Source organism: Psychrobacter sp. MES7-P7E, assembly GCF_002863645.1.
Classification (GTDB): domain Bacteria; phylum Pseudomonadota; class Gammaproteobacteria; order Pseudomonadales; family Moraxellaceae; genus Psychrobacter.
In genome coordinates this window covers 95,664-118,148 of record NZ_PJBU01000111.1, presented here as the reverse complement: position 1 = coordinate 118,148, position 22,485 = coordinate 95,664, and the positions used below count along the sequence as shown (strand labels likewise).

Below are 22,485 nucleotides of genomic sequence, written 5' to 3'. Positions count from 1 at the left end.
GACTGGGTTGCTTGCGTGTATATCTAGGTGAGCGCATAATATATCTATAGCACATGACAGTAATATGTAAATTTATAAGGACATAAATTATTCAATTCAGCTAAACAGTGAGTCGCAAACTTAGCCACAATTTATGTCTAATGGAGCTAAGTCCACGTCACTGAGCTATTGCCCGTAATGTTTGCCACTTTGATCGATGGATAGTTACGGACAGTTACTTGAGCGTTGTATGGAAGTCAGCGCTATTCAGCTAACAGATGAGAGTAACCGTTTATGTTCGCTACATTTATGATTGACCAGCTCGATGCGCTGATGCTCGCGCGTATCCAATTCGCTTTTGTTATCTCGTTCCATATCGTCTTTCCTGCCTTTTCTATCGGTCTTGCCAGCTGGCTTGCGGTGCTTGAATTCCGCTGGTTAAGAACTGGTGAACCTATCTATGCTGAAGTCTACAAGCATTGGGTCAAAATATTTGCTGTCGTCTTTGGTTTAGGCGTGGTATCAGGCGTGGTAATGTCCTACCAGTTCGGTACTAACTGGGCAGTATTCTCTGATAAAGCCGGTAACGTTCTAGGCCCATTACTCGCCTATGAGGTACTGACAGCGTTCTTCTTAGAAGCGTCCTTTTTGGGGATTATGCTATTTGGGTGGGGTCGCGTGAGCAAACGCATGCATTTTGCCTCAACCGCCATCGTTGCTATCGGCACCTTGATTTCAGGTTTCTGGATATTAGCCGCCAACAGCTTTATGCAGACCCCTCAAGGTTTTATGATGGGTGCAGATGGCCTGCTCTATCCAACTGACTGGCTTGAAATTATTTTCAACCCCTCATTCCCTTACCGCTACGCTCATATGATGACCGCAGCCTTTCTAACCACTGCCTTTGTCATTGGTGGTATCGGCGCATATTATATTCAATCCAAAAAGCACGTCGAGCACCGCGCGCATGGTCGTGTGATGCTAGGTATGGCGATGATTATGGCCATCTTCGTTGCGCCTGCGCAGGTATTGATTGGTGATGAGCATGGTCTAAATACCCTTGAGCATCAACCTGCTAAAGTAGCTGCGATGGAAGGGCTCTGGGAAGATGAGCGCGGTGCCGCACTACGTCTCTTTGCGATTCCTGACCAAGAAAATCAGACCAATAAGTACGAAGTAAAAATTCCTTATGTGACTGGTTTAATCTTAACCCATTCGTTAGATGGTGAAGTTAAAGGGCTTAAAAACTGGGCGCCTGAAGATCAACCACCCGTCATTATCGTGTTTTGGGCGTTTCGTATCATGGTTGGTATTGGCATGCTTATGGTACTGGTCGGCCTATTCAGTCTATACAAATACTTCAAAAAACAGCAGTTCAATACTGACAGTGTATGGTTCCACCGTGCTTGGATGATGATGACTCCGCTTGGTTTTATCGCCTTATTATCAGGTTGGTTCGTAACCGAAACAGGACGTCAGCCCTGGACGGTTTATGGGGTGATTCGTACTGCTGAAAGTATGTCACCGCTTGCAGCACAGCAAGTAGCGACAACATTGATTGGCTTTATCGTTCTGTACATATTTGTCTTTGGTGCAGGCAGTTTTTATATCTTGCGCTTGATTGCTCAAGGGCCGAAACCTTATACAGATCCTGCAGAAGATAACTTCTACGAGCATTCAGTAACTGAGAGCCAAGGCCGCGCGTTAAGTGGTGATAGTAATCCTGCTAAAGGTACTGAAGAAGGCTTAGATGAGCCTGCAAATGATGTCGATGATGGAGGATTACGCTAATGTTTAACTTCGGTGATGTATTAGATTTACCTCTTATTTGGGGCGGTTTGATTGCTTTGTCTGTCTTTGTCTATGTACTGCTTGATGGCTTTGATTTGGGCTGCGGTATTTTGTTCCCTTTTGCAGGCTCAGATAAAAACCGTAGCCGCATGATGAACTCTATCGCCCCATTTTGGGACGGTAACGAAACGTGGCTAGTCCTAGGTGGTGGTGGTTTATTCGCAGCATTCCCTGTTGCTTATGGCATCATCATGACAGGTCTATATTTGCCAGTAACTGCCATGTTGTTCGGTCTTATCATGCGCGGCGTAGCGTTTGAGTTTCGCTTTAAATCCTCTTCGCGCCGGCATGTATGGGATACCTTTTTCTTTGTCGGTTCAGTCGTTGCCACTTTCTCTCAAGGCATTATGCTTGGGGCGTTAGTGCAAGGGTTAGAAGCCAGTAACCGTCTATATACTGGTGGCCCATTTGATTGGCTCACACCCTTCTCAATAGTGTGCGGATTTGCCATGATTATCGGCTATGCCTTACTTGGTTCAACGTGGCTTATTATAAAAACAGAGCACACATTACAAGTATGGGCGCGCCAAGTTTCTAGATGGATGCTTACTGCGTTACTAGTAGCGATGGTTGTGGTCACAGCGTTTATGTACTTCTCAGACATCGATGCATTAGAAGGATGGTTTAGTTTCCCAGATTTATTATACCTCGCTCCTATGCCTATCATTGTCATGCTCTTATTCTTTATCATGCGTAAAGACTTAAAAACAGAGCGTGAGTATCGTCCATTCTTACTAACGGTTGCCTTATTTTTAATGGGTTATATTGGGGTTTGTTTCGCCCTATTCCCTTATATCGTACCGTATCAAATGACGATTTATGAAGCTGCTGCTGCCGATACCTCGTTATCATTTATGCTGATTGGCGCCTGTATCATGTTACCGATTATCTTGAGCTATACAGCATTTGCTTACTATACCTTTAAAGGTAAGTCTGATCACAATCCAATGTACTAGTCGCTAATCGCGACGGACAACGGATCAGCTAAAAAGGATGGCTATCATCGTTTATAGATGGTAGTCACACTTCATACGCTAATCAGGAGATCTCTATGAAAAAGTTCAGTAAAAAACAATCGCAATGGGCATGGTTCGTGGGTCTATATTTGGCAGGGTTCTTAGTGGTATTTACCATTGCTCAGCTAATTAAACTGGCCATGGGTGTTTAGCGTAACTGCCTAATCATACGATTGAGTAGTTGGTTAGTTAGCTAATAAATAGCTTGCTAGATGCTAAATTTGCATTTTTGTCTTGCAAATACCTCTTTTAAGAATGTCGTAAAAAGTAACTCTATATGCATAAAAAAAGCAGCGTTGAATAATCAACGCTGCTTTTTATTTATCTTAAATTTATCAGCTTGGCCTACCTGCATGCTTGATATCATTCTGTTCGATAAACTCATTAACCTGTGTTAGACGCTCTGGGGTCCCCACGTCTATCCAATTATCTGTCGTCACTTCAGCAGTAATCTGAAACTTTATCATTGCTTGCTTTAGTAGTGGTGCTAATGCCGCAGGCTGTCCTGATACCAGACCTTCTACCAATTTTGGTGACATTACGCTAATACCTGCAAAGGTATACTTATCTGCATCGCCAACCGGTTGTTCACTAGCAAGGCCATTATTAATCGCGAAATCGCCGCCATTATTGTGCTCTGGATTATCAATCAATAACAAATGCGCGCGCTGATCCGCTCCCAATGTATAGTCTGTTAATCGAGAGAAATCATAGGTAGTCCAGACGTCAGAATTTACCAGAATGAACGGCTCATCTTTTAGTTTACCTGATTGTAATGCCTGAAAAATGCCGCCTGCAGTCTCAAGTGGCTCATCGTCTTCTACTGACCAATGCAGATTTACGCCATATTGTGAACCATCACCTAGGGCGTCCATTAGCTTATCTGCCAACCATGAGGCATTGACCGTGATATCAGTAATGCCTGCTGCTTGTAGTGCTTTAATATGCCATACAATAAGCGGTTGACCTGCGACTTCAACCAAAGGCTTGGGCGTCTCAAGCGTTAATGGACGTAGGCGTGTACCCTTGCCCGCTGCCAAAATCATGGCTTGTGTAATCGTAGAGGTAGACATCTGCGCTCCTATCTTTATTATTTAAATTAATTTAGCTGAGCGTCATCTACGCTGAAGCAAACTTCTCTTTATAAGCAGGTAGCACTGCCTCTTGTAGCCATTGATTAAACGATATAATTGATTGCTTTAGTTCATCATTGCCATGTTCGGCAAGCCAGTTTAATTCAATAATCAAATCACGCATGACTTTAGGAATATCCGCCAAATAGCGGTCTTTCCCATCACGCTCAGACAAACGAATAAAAATCCCTAATACCTTTAAGTGACGTTGTACGCCTATGACATTTACATCGTTTTCAAACTGCACCGCGCTATCAGCAGTGGTTAGTGATTTTTGTTTTTGTAGCTGCCAAAAGTCATTAATCCATGTAGATATTTGGCTCTCTGGCCATTCAACATAAGCATCGCGGACTAACGACACTAAATCATAAGCATACGAACCAATAACAGCATCTTGAAAATCAATCACGCCCAACTGAGATTTATCTGCTTGATCTTGCATGAGGTTGCGGCTGTGATAATCACGATGTACCACCACTTGTGGCTGTCGCAAAATCTCATTCATTAACGCTGTTTTTAGGTTTCCCCAAACCTGCTCATCTAGCGCTATACCAATATAAGGCATAAACCATTCGCTAAATAAATCCATCTCGCGGTCTAATAGTGCTGTGTCATAATCTGGTAGCTGGTGTTGCGACTTTGCCGTTTCTACTGGTACCGTTTGTAGCGCGACTAGTGTCTGCATTGCTAGTTGATAGTAGTCATTGATTTGGTCTGCAGTGGCATCGACAAGCAAATGAGCAAATTCTACTGTGCCAAAATCTTGTAATACCAAGAATCCTTTTTCTACATTTTGTGCAGCCAGTGTCGGCACGTTGACAGCAGGTGCCATCAGCTTAGCCACACTGATAAACTGCAGCATCGCATCTTGCTCGTCAGCGGAGTCCATGACGATATAATGCTTGTTGGCGCTATTGTCTGTCTCTGATAGTTCGATACGATGATATCGGCGGGCACTAGCGTCACCAGGTAAGCTATCTAGACTAAAGGTTTGATCTAAAAATACTTGCTGTAACCATTGTTCTAATTGCTGTTGGCGGTTGTTATTTTCATCGATCATATCAGTCTCTAAAGTCGTTTTGTCAGTCATATTGGGCATCGCTGGTTAAATATAAGTCATAAATAATTAAAGTAGTGATAAGTCGGACAAATACTTGCTAAAATAGCGATATGTGTCGGTGCTCTACAAGCTGTCACAGACGTATTGCTATATCATTCAATACTTGATGTCGGATAGAATCGCTATCGCTACTTAAAAATCAGCATGGCTATATTATAAATTTTGGTAAATAGTGTAGCTGATTTGGTTTTTTTTGACTATGATTAGTCGTCATTATATGTAAAACATCCAAATTTTTGAGAATACATTAGTCATATTTTAGTCGCTCGTTCACTGCTTTATGTCGTTCGGTGATACCGCTACTAAACTCAGTCATGCAATCCAATAAGCTCTGCAATCATAGGTGTGCCCTTGTTATATTCTCCGCTTTACCAAAGCATCCGCTTGATCTTATTTGGTGCCTTAGGTTTATCTAGCCTAACTGTCAGTGCTGCCATTGGTGATGCCAATACGCAAAAAACTGAACCACTCACTACGGACAGTACAGGCAGCTATGCGTCTAATAGTGTGGCGACTGACGCCAATAGTATTAGTCGTACTCAAAGTAATGATGGCTATCAAGAAGCAGATATTCTAAATGATAGCTATCCAGACGATGCTAATTCTGCTAATACGAACAACGCTACTTTATTAAATGATACTGCGTTAGATAGCAGATTCTCTGAGAACAATGACCTAAATATTACAGAGATTAATGAGGCTGCTGACTCTGAAGCTTTTAGCAACGAAGTGTCTAATACTGCTAATCTAAATACAGAAACCAGCAACCAACCAATCAGTAATACACCAGATAGCAGTGCCTTTGTCCCTAAAGCGGTGACAACGGAAAATGGCAAGCTAGATCTTAATGATGAGAGTATTCAAGCCAGCTTAATGCGCTTAGCAGAGTTTTATGAGCTAACACCAGATACCGATGCGTCAACATTAAACAATGAGGCTGTCAGCACTGAGGCGGACAATTCTCATAATAATGCGATGCCTGCTGCACAGACGATTCCAAAGGTCGGTAGAGACTTACGTCTGTTGCCAAATGCCGTGGACAGTGCCCAGCGCTGTGAAGGTCAATGGGTATATCCGCAGAGTAACCCCAACTATCAACGCGCTGTAAACGAAGCTGGTACGGCAAACGGACAACCAGCACCAAATGTGGCTAGCGTTCCGAACAATCAAGCCCCTTTATTTACCGAGTCAGATTACGGTTATTACAACAATATTAATTATGCCGAGCTATCTGGCAATGTAAAAATTGACCAAGGCACTCAGCATATCGAAGCAGAAAAAGTCATGATTGACTTGAGCAATGGCGTTGCGGCTGCTCAAGGCAAAGTCATGTTTACAGATAATGCGACTGGACAGCGTACAAGCAACGTCTCTACAAACAATGCCGCTACAAATAATGGCCAAGCCAGCTTTAATGATAGAGCAGCACAAGGCGGCCTAATTGGCGTTGCAGACAGCTTAAATTACAATACTGAGACTGGTCAATCAACGGCCAATGATGTGGCATTTGCTAGTGTTGGACTACAAGCGCACGGCTATGCCAAACGCTTAAACAAACCGAATGAGAGTGAATACGAGCTGGATCAGGTGATGTTTAGTACCTGTCCACCTACCAACCGCAAATGGCAGTTTGAAGCGAAAAGTATCGATCTAAATACCGATACAGGGCGCGGCGAAGCGTATAACACCACTTTCCGTGTGGCTGATATACCCGTATTTTATCTCCCCTACTTTAACTTCCCGATAGACAGTCGCCGTAGTAGTGGGTTTTTATTACCGAGCGCGAGTGTCGGTAGTAAAAGCGGCCTTGAAGTTGACGTACCTTATTATTTTAATTTAGCGCCGAACTACGATGCCACCCTTAATACTCGCGTTTATACCAACCGTAACCCCATGCTCTCCGGTGAGTTTCGTTATCTAACTGAGGAGTACGGCGAAGGAATTTTTAACGGCTCTTATTTGCCCAATGATAAAAAATATGATGGCGAAGATCGTAGCAGCTTTTTTTACGATCATTATTGGTCATCTACCAGTATTCCGCGCTTAAGTGGCGACGCAAAATATAGCTATGTGTCAGATGCCGATTATCTCAACGACTTCGATACCTTGGGTTTGTCAGACAATACGTTAAACCTACCACGCCGTGCGCGGGTGAATTATTATAACGATTATGTCAATGGTGAATTAAAAGTCGAGACTTTCCAAACGCTCGATGCATTTAACAATAACGGACAGCCTTTACAAGATAAAGACAAGCCGTACTCGCGCTTGCCACAGCTTAAACTTGACTATCGTCTACCATGGGCAAAAAGCTTTGATATCACAGGCGTAAGTGACTCGGCTTATTTTAAAAAATCCATCGATGATGGCTATGAAAATGAAAAAAGTGGCACGCGTTTTTATAATAAATTAAGCGCCGTTTATCCGATGGAAAAATCTTGGGGCTATATCAAACCTAAGCTCAGCTTGCAGCATCTATATACGTCATATGATGAAGATAGTTTAGAAGATAATCAGCTTAGTGAAGAAGATGGCAGTCAGTCTGTGTTTGTTCCGCAAGCCAGTATCGATGCAGGTCTACACTTCTATCAAGCGGGCTCACCATTTGGTGCGTTTGACGATACGATGGGCGGCTATCGTTTACTTAGCCCACGCGTAAAATATACGTATTCACCGTATGAGAACCAAAACGACATTCCTAACTTTAATACGCGTATTGCCTCTATTAACTATGAGCAGCTGTTTTCGGACAGTTGGTTCTTAGGTCATGATCGTTTGCAGGATCTGCATTCTATTACGCCTGGCGTCAATTATCGTTACATCGATGCAACGGGTGTGACACGTTTTGATGGTAGCATTGCAGAACAGTTCTATCTAGATGATGGACGTGTAACACTTGACGACGATCAGCCTGTTTTTACCTCGTCTTCTTCAGGTATGGTATGGGATACCAGCACTCAGCCTTATAATAATTTTTGGGTTGATGTCAGCGGTGCCCTAACCAGTAATTATGATTTGAACTACATTACTACTGAACTTCGTTATCAGCCATCAGACAACAGCTTATTTAATGTGGGTTATGTTAAGCGTCAGCGTGATGACAATACCGATCAGTTGCCATTATCTGCGTTTACCGCTTCCGCTGTTTTCCCTATCAATAACAGCTGGCGTATATTGGCTCAAGGTCAGTACGATTATAATCGTAACAAGATGCTTGATTCACTCATCGGCGTTGATTACGAAGACTGCTGTTTCGGCTTTGCTGTTTATGGTCGCCGCTATTACAATGACCTAAACGTAAAAGACGAGCCAACACAAGCTATTATGGCAGAAGTTAGATTAAATGGTCTTGGCAGCGGTAGTAGCCGCTTGACACGATTGCTCGCTGATAAGATTTTGGGCTTTGAACCTGTACAGACGGCATGGAAAGACTAACCAGTTTTTTGCTAGATTAGAGTTATTTACGTAAATATTTATAAGACACTATTTAAACCCCTATTATGGGAAACGCTGTCGAATATTTTATTATTAAGGGTATCGGATAGAGTTGACCAACTACCATCCGATGCAATGACATTGATGAGGAGCATCATGAGATTTTTTTCTTTACGTCAGACTAGCAGAGCAGTATTGCTATCTATGGCAGGCCTTACGCTTACGTTAAGTGCCAACGCTGCTACTGTCAAACCTGCAGCAGCTCAAGCTTCTACTTCTGCTGCGCAAAGCTCAGTTGATCGCTTAACACCAGCCAATAGCACAGACGGTATTATTGCCCTAGTTAATGAAAATGCTATTTTAAAAAGCGAACTGGTTGATGCTATCGAGCAAACCCAAGCACGTGCCAAAGCTGCTGGTGAGCCTATCGCAAACTCAGCACAACTACAGTCTGAAGTATTAAACGCGCTTATTTTGCGTGAACTACAACTGTCTATGGTCAAACGTGCGGGACTGTCTGCCGATGAAGCAGAAATCAATCAACGTCTTGGTCAAATCGCTCAAGCTGAAGGCCTTAATAGCATTGCAGCATTGCAGCAACGTCTAGATGCCGCACAACCTGGTAGTTATGCCAATCTACGTGCCAAACTGATCGAAGAGGCTTCTATCCAAGCGCTACAGCAGCGTCAAATTACTCGCCGAGTACGTATTAGCGAGCAAGATATTGATGCATTTTTGGCCTCACCTGAAGCCAAACGTCTGAATCAAAGCGAATATCAAACCATTCACGTACGTGTGCCTTATATAGATGACTATAGTCGCCTATCAGCCGCTCAACGTGAAGAAGCATTAAAAGTCGCGCAAGCATTACGTACGCGTTTGCTTGAGCCAAATGTCAACGTCGCTGAAGCCGTTGCTGCTAGCCAAGGTAGCTATCCGATTCCATTGCAAGGTGGAGATATGGGCTTTCACAAGGCTGCTTCTTTACCGACAGAACTGTCTAGCAAAATTACCAAGCTAGACGTTGGTACTGTAAGCGAGCCACTATTGACTCCTGAAGGGATTGATATCATCAAGCTTGCTGATAAAAAAGCCAGCAATACGATGCTGATACCACAATGGCATACTCGCCATATTCTAGTCAAAGTCGATGACCTACAGACTGACGCGCTTGCTGAACAAAAAATCAATGATCTATACGAGCAACTTCGTGGCGGCGCTGACTTTGCTAGTTTAGCTTCAACGTATTCAGATGATCCAGGTTCTGCGGGACGTGGCGGTGATCTTGATTGGGTTAGCGAAGAAGATATGGTTGGTTCATTTGAAGCCACCATGAAAAATACAGCGGTTGGTGACTACTCTGCACCATTTAAGACAAAATTTGGTTGGCATATCCTAAAAGTCGACGGTAAGCGCGATCAAGATATTAGCGAGCAATATCGTCGCAATATGGCACGTCAAGCATTGTATCAACGTTTAGCGCCACAAGCTCAAGAAGACTGGTTACAAGAGCTACGTGCTGGCGCTTATATTCAGATACTTGGCTGATATGTTGCAATAAGCTAGTAGTATTAAGTTAGCGAAAGCACTGAATCGATTTAAACAAAGAAGGGTATATGCTATTGCATATACCCTTCTTTATTTTGCGCAGTTAGATATTTAACTGGAAGCTTTAAAAAAATATCGGAGTTAAGCATTTTAAACTTTATTAAACCAAAATCCACACAAAGAAAAACCCCGAACCTAGGGCGATTGGTTCAGGGTTTCAATACTTCGTGTTATTGTTATTATCTCTCTTCCGTGCTGACTCATCCTAAGTCATTTAACAGTATTATATAAGACAGCGGGCTGACCTGTACTTTTATTGGTACTGTCTCAACACTACATCCATGCGTATCCTTGTGTTGATGGATGTATTATAGGCCAATGGATTTGGTGCCGATAGAAGCTAAAGACTCTATTTTGCGTAAGCATATGCTTACATCATTTCTATGCATTACCGTTAATAAACAGCCTCTTTTATTAACCAAAACTGCGCTGCTCTTGTCTGTGCTCTTCTGACACTTTTTCGCCTTCTTTCTTGCCTTCTTCGATTTTGTTATCAGTTTCTTGGATATCTTCTGCTTGTGCCGTAGGCGCATTGCCTTCTTGATTGCTTGCCTCTTCTGGCTCATATTGCAAGGTAGTCATCACAGGAAAGTGATCAGATCCTACGGATGGCATACGCTGAATATCAACTACCGTAAAGCAGGCACTATGAAAGATATGGTCCAAAGCCCAACGCAGAAATGGATATTTAACATGAAAGGTATTAATGAAATGTCGACCAATACGAGGATCTAACAGACCAGAAATACGTTGAAAGCGACGCGTGGTTTTTGACCATGCGACATCATTAAGATCACCTGCCAGTATCGCCGTTTGGTCGTTTTCTTTTATGTGTTTACCTACCATGAGCAGCTCAGCATCACGCGTGGTGGACTTATCAGCTTCAGTTGGACTAGGCGGCATGGGATGCAAGCAATATAACCAAATGACGCGGCCTCCTTGCAAACGCAATTGAGTATGGATAGACGGTATATCATCTATCATCAAGTACTTAACTTCAGGATCAATTAGCTCAAGCTTAGAATACAAGTGCATACCATATAAATTATCTAGTGGCACTTTCACGGTATAGGGATAGTCAGACTCGACTTGTTGTAAGACTTGCTCCCATTTTTTATCACTCTCTAATGTAATTAAGATATCAGGCTGCTTTTGCTTAACCAAATCGACCAGCTTTTGCGTTTCATCATTGGGCGTCAATACGTTTGATACCATGATTTTTATTTGATGCGCTTGCCCTTCTGGCTTATCTTTTGCCTTTTGAACTTCTTTTTTCCACAATTTAGTATATGGCAGTACCATTCTCAGCTGAAATGCTAACGTACCGCTCAGTACAACAAATAATATCCACTGCCCTAATTCCCACTCTGAGAAAAACATTATCATGCCGACCCAAGCGATAATACCAAGCACCATGATTTGAATACGTGGAAACTCAACACCGCGCACCCACCAGTTATCTAGCGGCAACCAGCCCCAGATTGTGACAAAGGCGATGAATCCTGCTAGACCTTGTAAGGCGTAATACAATAGTGAGAGATCCATAAGTAGGTACTAACCGTTGATTAAAGTGTCGATAGAGCTGATGATGTATATTGGTTAAGCTTTAACTCACCTGACGTCAAATAACTAACGTCGAGTAATTGTGTTTGAGACTTACTTTAGCATTTCAGAAGATTCTCGCCTACTGGTGAGTCTCAATTATGCGACAACTATCATAAAACGTTACAATGTTGGCTCATTCAATGTAATGCGTGATTTATTAACATTATATTTTTGAGGTCGTCAGATAGCCAAGTACCTCTTCAATAGTAATAACTTAAAGTTATAGCCGACATAGTTAATAGTGTATGGAAAACGACCAAATAATAGCCAAAACGCCTTGCTTTTTCGCGCCATTCACGGCATTGTTATCGGTTGACGATGCAACAAATAATTGTAAATAGGATTGAACTTCATGAGTGATTTAACAGTAGGTTTGGTAGGCTGGCGCGGTATGGTAGGGTCAGTATTGATACAACGTATGCACGAAGAAAATGACTTCAACGGTATCACGCCGGTGTTTTTTTCTACCAGTAATGCTGGTGGTGATGCACCAAAATTCGACGGTATTGAAACCGGCCAACTAAAAGACGCTCATGATATTGAAGCACTTGCTGCTTGTGATGTCGTTATTACTTGCCAAGGTGGTGACTATACGTCAAAAGTCCATCAACCACTACGTGATAGTGGTTGGAACGGCTATTGGGTTGATGCGGCAAGTACGCTGCGAATGAAAGATGACAGCATCATCATTCTTGATCCAGTCAACCGTAACGTTATTGATAGTGCCCTAGCCAACGGTAAAAAGGACTTTATCGGCGGTAACTGTACCGTATCATTGATGCTGATGGCTATCGGTGAGCTGTTTAATAAAGGCTGGGTCGAATGGGTCAGCGCGATGACATATCAAGCTGCTAGTGGCTCTGGCGCAAACAACATGCGCGAGCTCATCAACGGTATGGGTGTGTTACGTGATGCCGTCCAAGACGAATTGGCTGACCCTGCTAGTGCTATTCTTGAGATTGATAAAAAAATCGCTCAGACTCAGCGCTCAGCAGACTTCCCTACACAATACTTCGGTGTACCATTGGCAGGTAGCTTGATTCCTTATATCGATGTGCAGCTAGAAAACAAACAGTCAAAAGAGGAATGGAAAGGCGGCGTCGAGACCAATAAGATTTTGGGTAACGATGAAGCCAGTACGATTCCTATCGATGGTATGTGTGTACGCGTCGGGGCTATGCGCTGTCATGCGCAAGGCCTAACGATCAAGCTGAAAAAAGACATTCCGCTAGAAGAAATCGAAGCTGCACTCAAAAATAGTGGTAACGAATGGTTGGACTTGGTCGAAGATGACAAAGAAGCTACCATGAACCGCCTAACGCCAGTAGCCGTGACTGGGACCCTAACCGTTGCACTAGGTCGCTTACGTAAGTTGAATATGGGCCCTGAGTATCTAGGCGCATTTACCGTTGGTGATCAGTTATTGTGGGGCGCAGCAGAACCATTACGTCGTATGCTTAATATCATCCGTGAGCAAAACGTCTAACTCAGATACCTTAAATAAAGCACGAAAAAGACAGCGATTGCTGTCTTTTTTTATAGGCTGATTACTAGTTAGGTTGATACGCAATCATCACCTCATTACGACGTAAAAATGGTAGCGTCCAAGGTGGGTTATAACGGGCCAATTCAGGCTCGCCTATAGGCGTCAAATTCTGGTCTTGCATCCATGTTTGCAGCGCTTCGGTTTTTTCCGCTACTTTATCTTCTCCTGCGAGCCAAGAGAACTTAATCACACCGTACGTCTGTGCAGGTACTTCTATAATCTCAACGTTTGGATTATTTGGTTTAGGCAGTGTTTGCATCGTATATTTACTAGGCATCGTAAATTGTACGCGCCACTTACCATTGTCTTGTTGCATACTGACTGGTGCTGTCATGGCAATTTTTTGTGACTCATTATCACTTTTTTTGTTATCAGCTTGCATCGTAACAGGTGCCGTCATACTAATTTTACTACTGTCTCCACTTGGTGCGGTGTTATTACCAAAAATATAGTCCGCTAAAACCTTAAATCCTTCACGACTTGCTGAGTCTTGGTCACCACTCACCCACGTTTGCGCTACTAGCTGCTCATCATAACGACGCAGCTCAAAGTCGTCTACTTGGGTCAACACCGTATATTTCGGCTCTTCGGTAGCCATAGCTCCTCCTGATATCAATAATGAACCACTCAATAATAAGTAAGCTGTCTTTTTCATGTCATGTCTCCAGCATCTAAAAGCATGATGTGGCAATATTTATCACCTCACCTGTATAACTTCTACTGTATCAACAGACCTCTAGCACTATCTGTGTCTTTTGGCGTGCTATCTGTGTTTTTTGGTTATGGTAAAGCGGTATTGACCAAAGTATATATTGCACGTATATCGATGACACCTAATATCTATAGTTAAAAAACGCTAAAACGGGTACAAGGTAGCCAACTAAAAATTGGACAAGTAGTACATTTAGGGAGGGTAACGCCGTAGCAGTTCAGTGATTCTCTGACTATATGTCCAAAAAACCGCTAACAATGCTATAATTAGCGCCATTTTCATAGCTTAAATAGCGGTTATCATATGCAATTTGTCTTACATAAAACGGCCAGCGGTGTAACGCGTGCACGCCGTGGTACGGTTCATCTCAATCATGGCGACGTGCAAACGCCTGCTTTTATGCCTGTTGGTACTTATGGTACGGTCAAAGGCATGCTGCCACGTGATATCGAAGCCATCGGTGCTGATATTATTTTGGGCAATACCTTCCATCTTTGGTTACGTCCAGGTACCGAAGTCATTGATAAATTCGGTGGCTTGCATAAGTTTATGCATTGGGACAAACCTATCTTGACCGATTCGGGCGGTTTCCAAGTATTCAGCCTCGGCGCAATGCGTAAAATCACCGAAGAAGGCGTCAATTTTAAATCTCCTATCGATGGCGCAAAGGTATTTCTCTCACCAGAAAAATCTATGCAAATTCAGTATAGTTTGAACTCAGACATCGTCATGCAGTTCGATGAGTGTACGCCGTATCCAGCCACTCATGATGAAGCGAAAAAGTCGTTAGAGCTATCATTACGTTGGGGACAGCGCTGTATCGATGAGCACAACAGACTGGGCAGTACCAACGCATTATTCGGTATTGTACAAGGCAGTATGTATCCTGATTTGCGTCAGCAGTCACTTGAAGGTCTGTTAGAGATTGGCTTCGATGGTTATGCTATTGGCGGTCTATCAGTTGGCGAGCCTAAAGAAGAGATGATAGATGTCCTAGACTACCTGCCTGACGATATGCCAGCAGATAAACCGCGCTATCTTATGGGTGTTGGTAAGCCTGAGGATTTAGTTGAAGGCGTACGTCGCGGTGTGGATATGTTCGACTGCGTGATGCCAACGCGTAACGCGCGTAATGGCCATTACTTTGTGACGGGCGATGCAGATAATGCTGGCGTGGTACGTATCCGTAATAGCCAATATCGCAATGATGAAGGCCCATTAGATCCTGAATGTGACTGCTATACTTGCCAAAACTTTAGCCGTGCTTATCTGTACCATCTTAATAAGTGTAAAGAGATGCTAGGTGCTCAGTTAGCGACTATTCATAATTTACGCTATTACCAACGTTTGATGCAGGGTATTAGAGATGCTATCGAGCAAGATAAATTTGATGAGTTTGTCAGCGAGTTTTATGCCAAACGCGGTCAAACGGTTCCTGAGTTAAACTTGCGCTAATCCTGTTTAACATTCACGACTGTGTAACGAATCTGTTGAAATAAAAAAGGGCTTAAGAATAATCTTAAGCCCTTTTTCTGTGCTGCTTTTATTATTTAATGATTATCAACTAATGATTAATATAGTGTCAATCTTGACTACTATCCCATCAATGACGTCACAAATACTACAATAACAGCGATTGGTGCGATGAATTTCGCAACGATTTGCCAAAGCTGCCATGTACCATTAGATAAACCAAGCTCTTGCTGAATGTTACGTTGATCCATTTTCCAACCAACAAATACGATTGCAGCCAGACCTGTTAGAGGCAATAGGAACTTACTAGTAAGCTTATCTAATGCATCAAAGATACCATTACCCATGATAGTGAAGTCAGACCATAGGTTGAACGATAGCAATGCTGCAATACCTAACAACCAGATTACTGTACTTGCCACGATAGTAGATACAGTACGACTCATCGACGTACGCTCTTCTAACAACTCAACGGTTGGCTCAAGCAACGAGATAGATGAGGTGATAGCGGCAAAGGTAATAAGCAAGAAGAACAATGCACCAATGATAGTACCCGCACCCATGCTACCGAAAGCAATTGGTAAACTTACAAAGATAAGACCAGGACCTGATGCAGGATCTAGACCATTGCTGAAGATAATTGGGAAGATGGCAAGACCAGCAGCCAACGCAATAACCGTATCCAAAATAACAACGGTACGTGCTGTTTTTAGCAAGTTCACTTCACGGCCCAAATACGAACCATAAGCGACCATGATACCCATACCAATTGATAAGGTGAAGAATGCATGGCCTAATGCTGCAAGCATAACATCAGCCGTTAGTTTGCTAAGATCTGGCGTAAATAGGTAAGCAACTGCTTCACCGAATCCACCGTTCATCACGTTGTAACCAACGATAACGAACAGAATCACACCCAATAATGGCATTAAAATCTTAGCTGTTTTTTCGATACCACTTGTCACACCAATACCAACGATGACAGCGGTTAAAATCATAAATACCGTATGCCAGATCGTCAATGTACCAGCTGATGCAAGCATAGCATCAAAGGTTGCAGCAACAGAATCACTGTCTTGACCAGCAAAGCTACCTGTTGCAACTTTAGTAATATAGTTAAGCGCCCAACCACCGATCACACTATAGAACGATAGAATTAAGAAACCACCTAAGATACCAGTAGCACCAACGATGCCCCAACTACGCGACTTACCTTCAGTCGCTGCTACGTCTGAAAAAGTATTGACTGGGTTTTTTTGACCACGTCGACCAATTAACCATTCAGCAACTAATATCGGAAAACCGACCAGCGCGATACAGAACAAATAGGCAATAACGAAAGCTGAACCACCGCTTTCGCCAACCATGTATGGAAATTTCCATATGTTTCCTAAACCAACTGCTGAGCCTACTGCTGCCAATACGAAGCCAAAGCTTGAGCTCCATTGGGCATGTTCTTGTTTATTGATAGCCATTTTTTCCGTCCTCGTGCTTCAATTAACGTTACTGATAATCTTCCTTGATCAACATAAATAGTCGGCTTTACCGTTGGACTATTTAGTAAACGCTTCGATGTGAAACGCCCAGCAACATTAAGAAAGAATTGATTACAATATCGTAAACGCTCAGTTTCTGCTAAGCGACCAAAAAAGTCAAGTGCTCATAAATATAAAAAGCCATAACAAATAGTTATGGCTTTCATCTAATTCGCCTTCATTCCATAAGAATTTAGCTGATTAAAAGTATCAAACTCATCATTAATCGAGTTGTTTTTTTAGCGCACAACACCGCGGCTGCTATTTTGTAATGAATCAATAAGTAGCTGAATTTTTGGCTCTTTAGCCAATAGCTCACTATGTAAGACTTCCAACGCTTGCGCAGTGGTCAAACCTGATCTGAAAATCGTACGGTACGCTTGACGTAATACATTAATCGTTTCTTTTGACCAACCTTTACGGCGCATACCTTCGATATTGAGTCCATGGGCCTTTGCCGGATTGCCAGACACCATCGTAAATGCAGCCACATCTTTTAAAATAAGGCTTGCTCCGCCAATCAAGCTATAGTCATCTACTGTACAAAACTGATGTATGCCTGAGTTACCACCAATAATGGTATGATCGCCGATAGTCACATGCCCCGCTACACCGACATTGTTAGCCAGTACGTTATGATCGCCAATGACACAATCATGTGCGACATGGGTGTTTACCATCAGTAGATTATGACTGCCGATTTTAGTCAGCTCGCCGTCTTGCGCTGTACCACGGTGTAAACTACAGGCTTCACGAATCGTATTGTGATCGCCGATTTCAAGCCAAGTACGCTCACCTGCATATTTCAAATCTTGAGGATCTTCACCGATACTCGCAAACTGATAAAACTCATTGTGTTGACCAATACGAGTCAGTTTAGTCACAACGACATGTCTATGCAAAACCGTATGCGCACCAATTGATACTTCATCACCAACGATACAATAGGGTCCGATGATAGCAGTCTCGTCAATCTGCGCGGACGGTGAGATGAGTGCTGTAGGATGAATCTGACTCATAAGATGGGCCCTTGTATCATTTGATGCGAGTAAATAATAAAAAAGTATCGCTATTTCAGTGTTACTAACGAAGCTAATACCAGTTATGTTGTTGAGTTTACATATAGCTGTTTATTGGAGTGATAGTGAGCGATTTCAATATCGCTCTTTGTACAGTATGGCTTATTGAAAACTTAAGCACCCTTCGTGTTAGCAGGTTTTTGCTGCTCTTGACGTGCAATCATGATTTGAGCACTAGCAGCCAGTTCATCTTCGACATGAACAGTACAATCAAATTTATAGATACCGTGTCTTTGCATCACGGTCTTTGCACGAATGATAAGCTGATCACCAGGAATCACACGGCGTTTAAAACGGACTTTATCCACACCTGCAAACAGATAGAGGTAACCGTCTTCTGCCGTTAGCCCTGCACTAATAAAACCAAGCATACCTGACACCTGTGCCATTGACTCCACCATCAATACCCCTGGCATAATCGGCTCATCAGGAAAGTGACCGTTAAAAAACTCTTCATTAATAGTCACGTTTTTGATACCAGTAATACACTCGCCTGGCGTACAAGCTACAATACGATCTACCAGCATAAAAGGATAACGATGCGGTAAGTAATGCTTAATCGTATTATACGTCAATGGTAGCGTAAGACCTTGCTCAGCTAAGCTTTTAACGTCTTCATCAGTTGGGACATCTATATTGTTATTGCTCATAATGACGCTTCCTTGCTGTGTTTTGAATATCTATTATTCGTTTGTGTTTGCATTAGTTATTGCCTAGCTGACGAAAACGTACAGCAGCACGTCGCCAATTAGCAGTTGGCATTGCAGCCGTACCAGATGAATATGAGCCAGCGGTTTTAATGGATTTGGTTACCATGGTCATGCCAGATAAAACAACATCGTCTGTAATCTCGATATGCCCTGTGATACCGACAGCGCCGCCTATTATACAGCGCTTACCTATCGTAGTACTACCCGCAATACCGGTTTGAGCAGCAATAGCAGTGCCGTCACCGATACGGACGTTATGGGCAACTTGTACCAAATTATCAATAATCACGTGATTACCAATAACAGTATCATCAATAGCGCCACGATCGATACACGTCTGGCTACCAACTCGCACATGATCACCAATAATGACACGGCCTAACTGGGCAATGCGCTCCCAACCTGTGTTACTAGGATCTTTAGTAGGAGCGAACCCGAACCCTTCAGATCCGATACTGACCCCTGCATGCAATCTTACGTGATTGCCAATAACACACTCAGGCCCAACAACGACTTGCGACTTAATGACACAATCGGTACCGATACTAGTATTGGCCTCAACCACGACATGAGCATCGAGTGAGCTACGCGCTCCTATTTGCACATTGTCACTAATCACACAAAAAGGGCCGATATTGACTTGCTCGCCAATAACAGCACTGTCTGCAATCACAGCACTAGGATGAATCCCATTAGATAAAGAATGACGTGCAAACAGCTGACTGGCACTGGCATAAGCCAAATATGGATTTGAGACGACTAGCGCTATCGCTGAGGTAGGCACTTGGTCACGATATGCTTCCGTTACCAACACCGCGCCTGCGTCACTGCTAGCCAAGCTAGAGATATAGTGAGGATCTGCCAAAAAGCTTAACTGCTGCTGACTGGCTGTCGTCAAACTACCGACGCTACTGAATGGTTGACACAATTGCTCAGTATCAATCTCGGCCTTATTAATAATAGGCTGCCGCTGCTCAATTCGAGTAATGAGTTGCTCAATCGTTATCATAATGACTATTAATAAAATATGGTTATAAATGAAACGGTCGCCAAAATAACAATGCGTTTTGACGACCTACTAAGCTCTAATGATATTTCCGTCTATTTGAGACAATCTCTAAAACTGCTCAAATAGATGAGAATGATGTCATTAATTTAGAATGTATTACCAATTTGGAACTGGACTTTTTCGGTCTTGTCGTCTTCTTTGTCGCCAATAGGTACCGCATAACTGATCGAAATAGGTCCGATAGGCGTATACCAAGTGATACCAGCACCCGCACTGTAGCGGAAGTCATTATCTTGGGTCAGTAATGGAACATCTGAATCATTAAAAGTACGATCTTCTTTATCAGACGTGTCAAAGACCTGACCACCTTCAGCAAACAATACTGGGCGTACTTGATCTGCCCAATCACCTTTAAACGGCATTGGTAAAATTAGTTCAGCACCAAACGTTGCTAGTGCATTACCACCAACCTCTTCTGCGGTAAAGGTTTGGTTGTCTGGATCATTGACCGCATCATAATAGACTTGTGATTTAGGTCCCAGAGTAGATGATTTATAACCACGAACCGAACCATAACCACCAGCATAGAAGTTTTCATAGAATGGCAAATCATTACCATAGCCAAGCTTGGTATAACCACGTGCGATCACATCTTTATAAATAGGGTAATATATATTGCCGCTATAAGTTAGCTTTTGGTAGTTGGCATCGCCAAGACCGATGGTTGCATCAACCGCATGGCTCATCCCTTTGGTAGGAAATACTGGACGGTCTAAAGTGCTGTAGTCCCAACCAAACAATAGATTGTAAGTCTGATAGTCATTCTTGAAAGTGGCAACACCATCAGTATCAACTTCAGGCGTTTTCGTACCGCCCTCGTCTAGAATTTCTTGAACATTAGATATACCCAGATAACGACCACCACGAACCTTTGTGTTGTCCACATTCAGACCCGCACTCAGACGTTTGGTTTCATCAATAGGATAACTATAATTCAGCGTCGCACCATATGAATCGGTCACATAGTTACTAACGTTGTCGTCATCATATTTGGTTTTGCGATAATAACCGCTGATGCCTTGAGAGACACCGTTTTCTGTAAAGTACGGATCGGTATAACCTAGGCTATAAGAGTCGCGTGTTTCTGAACGAGAAAGCGCAGCCTTTACACGGTTACCGGTACCCATGAAGTTATTTTGAGTCAGATCCAATTGGAAAGTTACCCCGCCACTTTGAGAGTAACCAGCGGCAATCGTTGAGCTACCTGAGGGTTGTTCTTCAACGGTATAGTTCACATCGACTTGGTCTGGCTGATTGGGCACCGATTTAACATCAACGTTAACGGTTTTAAAAAAACCGGTGCGCAATAAACGCGTGCGCGATAGCTGGATTTTTTCGTTAGAGGCCAGCGAACCTTCTAACTGACGCATCTCTCGGCGCAGTACTTCGTCTTGGGTTTTTATATTGCCGTTAAAGTTGATACGGCGTACATAGATAGGTCTTACCGGATCGATATAATAGTCAACATCGACGATTTTGGTGTCGTCATTAATACGCGGTACTGGGCGAATTTGTGCTAGATAATAGCCTTCATTGCCATAACGGTTTTTGAGCGCAGCAGTTGTTGCATCAAGCTTAGCTTGCGAGTACTGCTCATCAGCATTAAAGGTCACAAGCTCGCTTAGATCATTGACATCGAATTTGGGATCGCCCAAAAAGCTAATATCCCCAAACTGGTATTGGTCGCCTTCGGTTAAGCTGATTTCAATAAAGACGCTTTTTTTATCTTCACTAATATTGAGTATGGCGTTGTCAACGTTAAAGCGCACATAACCATCGTTCTGGTACAGCGCTTTTAGGTTCTCTAAACTTGCGCCTAGTTTTTCTTTGGCGTAGCGATCTGACTTAGATAATAGACGCGTCCATGAAGATTCTTTTACCGCGAAAACGTCTTTAATCTCTTCATCACTAAAGTGCTTGTTACCAATGATATTGATATCGACAACTTTAGCAGGCTTGCCTTCTACAAAGCGCACGTCAAGTTTCACGCGGTTACCATCTAATAATGTCTGATCGACTTCGATATTGCTATTGTAATAACCTTGACTAATATATTGCTGTTGTAGCTCGTTGGCAACACCTTGCAAGGTCGCTTGCTTTAGCACATCACCCACAGACAAACCAGCGTTACCAAGCCCTTGCTCAAGCCCTTCTTTTGGGATAAGTTTATTGCCTTCAAAGTTGACTTCAGCGATGATAGGACGCTCGACGACATCAAAGCGCAGCTTGCCACCTTCGACACGACTTTGAATATCAGCGAAGTTTTCAGTTGCATATAGCGCCTTAATACTGGCAGCTAAGCTACTATCATTCACCGTATCGCCTACCGTAACAGGTAAGACCGGATAGAGGCTATCAGGGGTTAGGCGTTGTAAGCCATTAAAACCGATGTCAGTTACTACAAATTCTGCAGCCTGTACTGGCATACTCATCATCGCTACAACTAACGGCAACCCAGCCGCGCTCATAATTAAAGGCGTACGCATAAACACTATCCGTCAATAAAAAAATTGCTTAAGTTAAGTTAAAAGGCACGTATTGTCTAACCCGTGCGCATAAGGTTATAAACCCATGCAAGGGTAACTCAGAACACTTTATATAAATTGCATCACAA

Annotated in this window: 16 protein-coding genes; 7 read left to right on the top strand and 9 right to left on the bottom strand. The window is 42.9% G+C overall.

What is annotated here, in order from left to right:
* Positions 1–273 precede the first annotated feature (273 nt).
* The 3 genes from CXF62_RS11205 to CXF62_RS11195 all read left to right on the top strand — a co-directional run bounded on the left by CXF62_RS11205 (position 274) and on the right by CXF62_RS11195 (position 2,998).
* The gene (locus CXF62_RS11205; RefSeq protein WP_101206159.1) at positions 274–1,770 is read left to right on the top strand and encodes a cytochrome ubiquinol oxidase subunit I; all 1,497 of its coding nucleotides are present in this window, start codon (positions 274–276) and stop codon (positions 1,768–1,770) included.
* Positions 1,770–2,786 (top strand): cytochrome d ubiquinol oxidase subunit II, encoded by a 1,017-nt coding sequence (gene cydB / locus CXF62_RS11200; protein WP_057759155.1) that lies wholly within the window; start codon positions 1,770–1,772, stop codon positions 2,784–2,786. The genes CXF62_RS11205 and cydB overlap by 1 nt, the downstream gene beginning before the upstream one ends.
* A 95-nt stretch (positions 2,787–2,881) precedes the next feature.
* A complete protein-coding gene (locus CXF62_RS11195) occupies positions 2,882–2,998 on the top strand; it encodes a DUF2474 domain-containing protein (protein WP_101206161.1) in 117 nt (38 codons plus the stop codon).
* 183 nt (positions 2,999–3,181) lie between these two features.
* On the opposite strand, the gene murU is transcribed toward CXF62_RS11195, so the two are convergent.
* Both murU and CXF62_RS11185 read right to left on the bottom strand, forming a co-directional pair.
* Entirely contained in the window at positions 3,182–3,919 is a 738-nt protein-coding gene (murU, locus tag CXF62_RS11190) for an N-acetylmuramate alpha-1-phosphate uridylyltransferase MurU (RefSeq protein WP_102094417.1), read from the bottom strand.
* Between the two features lie 46 nt (positions 3,920–3,965).
* Entirely contained in the window at positions 3,966–5,069 is a 1,104-nt protein-coding gene (locus CXF62_RS11185) for an aminoglycoside phosphotransferase family protein (RefSeq protein ID WP_371546792.1), read from the bottom strand.
* A gap of 381 nt (positions 5,070–5,450) precedes the next feature.
* Here CXF62_RS11185 and CXF62_RS11180 point away from each other — a divergent pair, with 381 nt between their 5' ends.
* On the top strand, positions 5,451–8,534 hold the full coding sequence (locus CXF62_RS11180; protein WP_102094415.1) for an LPS-assembly protein LptD: 3,084 nt from the start codon (positions 5,451–5,453) through the stop codon (positions 8,532–8,534).
* A 156-nt stretch (positions 8,535–8,690) separates the two neighbouring features.
* The gene (locus tag CXF62_RS11175; protein ID WP_102094414.1) at positions 8,691–10,082 is read left to right on the top strand and encodes a peptidylprolyl isomerase; all 1,392 of its coding nucleotides are present in this window, start codon (positions 8,691–8,693) and stop codon (positions 10,080–10,082) included.
* A 474-nt stretch (positions 10,083–10,556) separates the two neighbouring features.
* Here the strand turns inward: CXF62_RS11175 and CXF62_RS11170 are convergent, their stop codons facing one another.
* Positions 10,557–11,687 carry an endonuclease/exonuclease/phosphatase family protein gene (locus tag CXF62_RS11170; protein WP_102094413.1) on the bottom strand — a complete coding sequence of 377 codons (1,131 nt, stop codon included), beginning with the start codon at positions 11,685–11,687 and terminating at the stop codon, positions 10,557–10,559.
* A 412-nt stretch (positions 11,688–12,099) separates the two neighbouring features.
* Here CXF62_RS11170 and asd point away from each other — a divergent pair, with 412 nt between their 5' ends.
* Positions 12,100–13,233: an aspartate-semialdehyde dehydrogenase gene (asd, locus tag CXF62_RS11165; protein ID WP_102094412.1), complete on the top strand. Its 1,134-nt coding sequence runs from the start codon at positions 12,100–12,102 to the stop codon at positions 13,231–13,233.
* Between the two features lie 64 nt (positions 13,234–13,297).
* Here asd and CXF62_RS11160 read toward each other — a convergent pair whose 3' ends face one another.
* A complete protein-coding gene (locus CXF62_RS11160) occupies positions 13,298–13,891 on the bottom strand; it encodes an SOUL family heme-binding protein (protein WP_228153224.1) in 594 nt (197 codons plus the stop codon).
* Between the two features lie 417 nt (positions 13,892–14,308).
* Between CXF62_RS11160 and tgt the strand changes: the two genes are divergently transcribed.
* Positions 14,309–15,460, top strand: a complete 1,152-nt coding sequence (gene tgt / locus CXF62_RS11150) for a tRNA guanosine(34) transglycosylase Tgt (protein ID WP_102094409.1) — start codon at positions 14,309–14,311, stop codon at positions 15,458–15,460.
* A gap of 140 nt (positions 15,461–15,600) precedes the next feature.
* Here tgt and CXF62_RS11145 read toward each other — a convergent pair whose 3' ends face one another.
* The 5 genes from CXF62_RS11145 to bamA form a co-directional block, all read right to left on the bottom strand.
* Positions 15,601–16,953, bottom strand: coding sequence for a sodium-dependent transporter (locus CXF62_RS11145; protein WP_102094408.1), 1,353 nt, complete (start codon positions 16,951–16,953; stop codon positions 15,601–15,603).
* Between the two features lie 299 nt (positions 16,954–17,252).
* Positions 17,253–18,032, bottom strand: coding sequence for an acyl-ACP--UDP-N-acetylglucosamine O-acyltransferase (lpxA, locus tag CXF62_RS11140; RefSeq protein ID WP_057759135.1), 780 nt, complete (start codon positions 18,030–18,032; stop codon positions 17,253–17,255).
* 173 nt (positions 18,033–18,205) lie between these two features.
* Positions 18,206–18,742 carry a 3-hydroxyacyl-ACP dehydratase FabZ gene (fabZ, locus tag CXF62_RS11135; protein ID WP_102094407.1) on the bottom strand — a complete coding sequence of 179 codons (537 nt, stop codon included), beginning with the start codon at positions 18,740–18,742 and terminating at the stop codon, positions 18,206–18,208.
* A gap of 52 nt (positions 18,743–18,794) precedes the next feature.
* A complete protein-coding gene (gene lpxD, locus CXF62_RS11130; protein WP_102094406.1) occupies positions 18,795–19,811 on the bottom strand; it encodes a UDP-3-O-(3-hydroxymyristoyl)glucosamine N-acyltransferase in 1,017 nt (338 codons plus the stop codon).
* A gap of 146 nt (positions 19,812–19,957) precedes the next feature.
* Entirely contained in the window at positions 19,958–22,357 is a 2,400-nt protein-coding gene (gene bamA, locus CXF62_RS11125; RefSeq protein ID WP_102094405.1) for an outer membrane protein assembly factor BamA, read from the bottom strand.
* Positions 22,358–22,485: the final 128 nt, after the last annotated feature.